Genomic DNA, 4,052 nt, shown 5'->3' with positions numbered 1-4,052 from the left:
GTTATAAAGCCATTCTATAGGGTAATATTTATATTTTTGTTATTCATGAGAGAAAAAATTCCTAATTAATTGCATAATTTGGATGAATTTCTATCAGGGCGTGAAAATAACTAAAACAGCGTTAATAATAAGGATATAAGCAAAATAAAATTTGGGAACAGCACAAGTTTTGGACCTGCCAGCAAAACATCCTACTAAAGAAATTGTTAAAGAGTAAAATTTTAAAAAAGACAAACTAAATATATGCAGTTAGAATCCTCAACACTAAACACCATAAACCAATGGCTTAATGGAAGTTACGATCAGCAGACAAAAAACGACATTCAGCAGTTATTAGATAAAGAAGCGTATACTGAATTGACGGATGCTTTTTATCGCAACCTGGAATTTGGAACAGGAGGATTAAGAGGGATTATGGGTGCTGGTTCCAACCGGATCAACAAGTATACTATTGGTACTGCTACACAAGGATTAAGCAATTACCTGTTAAAAAAATACCCAGGCGAACAGATTAAAGTAGCCATAGCACATGACAGCCGAAACAATTCCGACTATTTTGCAAAAATAACAGCCGATGTTTTTTCAGCAAATGGCATCCATGTGTATTTTTTCAAAGAATTAAGACCTACACCAGAACTTTCTTTCGCCATCCGTGAACTGGGCTGCAAAAGTGGTGTCATGCTTACAGCTTCACACAACCCAAAAGAATATAATGGGTACAAAGCCTATGGAAATGATGGTGGACAGTTCACTTCACCCGACGACAAAGAGGTGATGAATGAGGTGGCCAAAATCACCAGCATTGACGAAGTTAAATTTGGCCGTATCGACAGTAATGTTGAGCTGATCGGCGAAGATATCGATCAGCTTTATCTGGACAGAATTACTGCTTTATCTGTTTCTCCAGAAGCCATATCCAGACAAAAAGACCTAAAAATTGTCTACTCACCTATCCATGGTACCGGAATCACTTTAGTTCCTAAAGCCCTTGCCCAGTTTGGCTTTACCAATCTGACTGTAGTGGAAGAACAAAGTAAACCAGATGGTAATTTTCCAACCGTAGTTTATCCAAATCCGGAGGAAAAAGAGGCCATGACACTGGCACTTAAAAAGGCAGCTGAAATTGATGCAGACCTTGTACTGGCTACAGACCCGGATGCAGACCGCGTGGGAATTGCTGTTAAAAACAATAATAATGAATGGGTGCTTCTAAACGGAAACCAAACCGGCAGTTTACTGATTCATTACCTGCTTACCGCATGGGAAGAGAAAGGAAAAATTGATGGCAACCAATATATTGTTAAAACCATTGTAACTTCTAATCTGATCGAAGAAATCGCTAAATCTAAAAAAGTAGCTTATTACAATACCTTAACCGGATTTAAATGGATTGGCCAGCTTATCACCAGTTTGCAAGGTAAAAAGACCTTCATCGTAGGGGGAGAGGAAAGTTACGGCTATTCTGTTGGCGAACTGGTAAGAGATAAAGATGCAGTCATTTCCTGTGCTTTTATTGCAGAAATGACCGCATATTATAAAGACAAAGGCAGCAGTTTATATAATGCCTTAATAGATATGTATGCAGAACATGGTTTGTACCGTGAAGAACTGGTTTCGCTGACTAAAAAAGGCAAAACCGGTGCAGAGGAGATTAAAGCTATGATGGAGAAATTCAGGAATAATCCGCCTGCAGAACTAGGGGGCTCGAAAGTAACCACGCTAAAAGACTATGAACTGCGTATTGAAACAGATTTAAATACAGGAAAGACAACTCCGCTTGAATTACCTAAATCTGATGTTTTACAATTCATTACTGCCGACGGCAGCATTGTTTCAGCACGTCCTTCGGGCACGGAGCCAAAAATCAAGTTCTATTGCAGCGTAAATGCGCACTTAGCCGATAAGAGTAAGTTTGATGAAGTAAATGAAGGCCTAGGCACCAAAATCCATAGCCTGATGTCTGACTTGCAAGCATAAATCGATATAAACAAACATAAAACTTACGCAATTCCTATACGAAGCCCGATCCTTACCGATCGGGCTTTTTTGATCAAAATATTCCGTCTGTCATTAACCTCATTTTATCAGGACTATTCCGCTGTTCATCCGTTATAACTTTCATCCACCACCGATATATCCCATTTTTGAGGGATATTAAAGATAAGCATACGCTATATATAAAACAGATATTGATTACTCAAATTCATATATTTAGACCTGCAGAGCAAATGAAAAAAAACCAATTGACATTGAACCATCTTCCTACTGGCAGCTCAACCTATAATTTTAAATATTGGCTGAGATACAATGTGGTTTCTATATTAGGCGGACTCGGCATAGGCATTATACTCGCTGTACTCATTTCACTCCTAAAGGGAGAGTGGATCGGCCAAGAACAGTTTGCTTACAAAATGCTTTTCAGTGTGGCCATCTCCTTTTTTGTATGCAACAGTATATTACTGTCCAAAAAACTCTGGTACAAAAAAGGTTATAACATACGCTATCTTCTTGTTTATTATACCTTCAGTCTGATTGGTGTATTTCTCGCTGTTGAATTGAACTATTACCTGTTCGCCTCTATTTTTCAGGTTAAATACACTTTTTTTCACACAACCGATCTTGCTTTTAGCGGTGTGATCACCATAATCGTCTGTACAATTTCCTACATTTACTTTGCCAGGAAGAACAAATTCAACAGCCAGATCAAACAGAAAGAAATGGATTTACTTCGTTTGAAACAGATGAAAACACAGGCGGAACTGGCTGCATTGCAATCCAAGATCAATCCCCATTTTTTGTACAATTCTTTAAATGCTATTACCAGCCTGATCCATTTGGATCCCGACAAGGCAGAAGACATGACCTTAAAACTTTCCAAACTGTTCAGGTACAGCATTAACCAAAGTCAGGAAAATCTGATTTCTATCCAGGAAGAAGTCGATATACTTCAAACCTACCTCGATATAGAGAAAGTACGCTTTGGCGACAGGATTCGCTTTATTATAGAGATAGAGCATGGATTGGAGCAGGAAAAGATTCCACGCTTTCTGATCCAACCGCTGGTGGAAAACGCTTTAAAACATGGCCTTAAAAACACTCCGGCCAACGGAGAACTTAAATTCAGCATAAAAAAAACAAATGTTATGGAGATCATCGTTTCAGACAATGGTATCCCCTTCCCTTCCGAACTGGACATCGGTTATGGCCTGCAAAGCACCTACGATAAACTGGAGCTTTTATACCCGGGCAATTATGAACTCCAAATCACCAATGAGCCTTTTAAACAAATTAGAATTCAAATCCAATTGCATGACAACTAAAATTTGGCGTACCATCATTATTGACGACGAAGAACTGGCCCGCCAGCGGTTGAAACGCTTACTGAGTGTTTACGATCATCTGAATATTATTGCCGAAGCTGCAAATGGTGCAGAAGGTCTGCAACAGATTGAAAAACATCAGCCAGATCTCATTTTCCTGGATGTAGAAATGCCGGTATTAAATGGATTCGAAATGCTTTCGCAGCTTAAAAAACAACCAAAAGTCATCTTCACCACAGCTTATGACCAATATGCAGTGAAGGCTTTTGAGGAGGAATCTATAGACTACCTGCTAAAACCCGTAGAAGCCGAACGTCTGGAAAAATCTATGCAGAAACTGCAAAAGCATCAAGGAGTAACAGCTATACAGATTCCCTTCGAGCTGCTTGCAGATAAATTTAACATCAAAAAGGAAATCAAAACGCTTACTGTAAAGATCGGAGATCGGATCCTGCTCATCAAACTTGCCGACATTACTTTTATTGAAGCTGAAGACAAATACGTATTCCTGAATACGGCCGACGGCAAGAGACACCTAACCGATTTCACCATTACTGCACTCCAGGAAAAACTTCCAGACACCTTCCTGAGAGTTAGCAGAAGTACCATCATAAATTCAGATGCCATCAAAGAAATCAGAAAAAGTTTTAACGGTACTTTGGTATTCCTTTTGACTGATACTGCAGGATCTAAATGCAGCTCGAGCCGGGGTTATACCCAAGCCTTAAAAGA

3 protein-coding genes are annotated in these 4,052 nt (G+C 39.2%); all 3 read left to right on the top strand.

From position 1 onward, the window contains the following. The first annotated feature begins 243 nt into the window (after positions 1-243). Positions 244-1,977: a phospho-sugar mutase gene (locus tag DBR11_RS21310; protein WP_108554636.1), complete on the top strand. Its 1,734-nt coding sequence runs from the start codon at positions 244-246 to the stop codon at positions 1,975-1,977. A gap of 251 nt (positions 1,978-2,228) precedes the next feature. Continuing rightward, a complete protein-coding gene (locus DBR11_RS21305) occupies positions 2,229-3,320 on the top strand; it encodes a sensor histidine kinase (RefSeq protein WP_108554635.1) in 1,092 nt (363 codons plus the stop codon). Beyond that, the coding region (locus DBR11_RS21300; protein ID WP_108554638.1) for a LytTR family DNA-binding domain-containing protein at positions 3,310-4,052 on the top strand (743 nt) is incomplete at its 3' end. The genes DBR11_RS21305 and DBR11_RS21300, both read left to right, overlap by 11 nt.

The organism is Pedobacter sp. HMWF019, assembly GCF_003061025.1.
Taxonomy (GTDB): domain Bacteria; phylum Bacteroidota; class Bacteroidia; order Sphingobacteriales; family Sphingobacteriaceae; genus Pedobacter.
The sequence above is the reverse complement of the archived record's forward strand: the minus strand, read 5'-3'. Positions and strand labels throughout refer to the sequence as shown.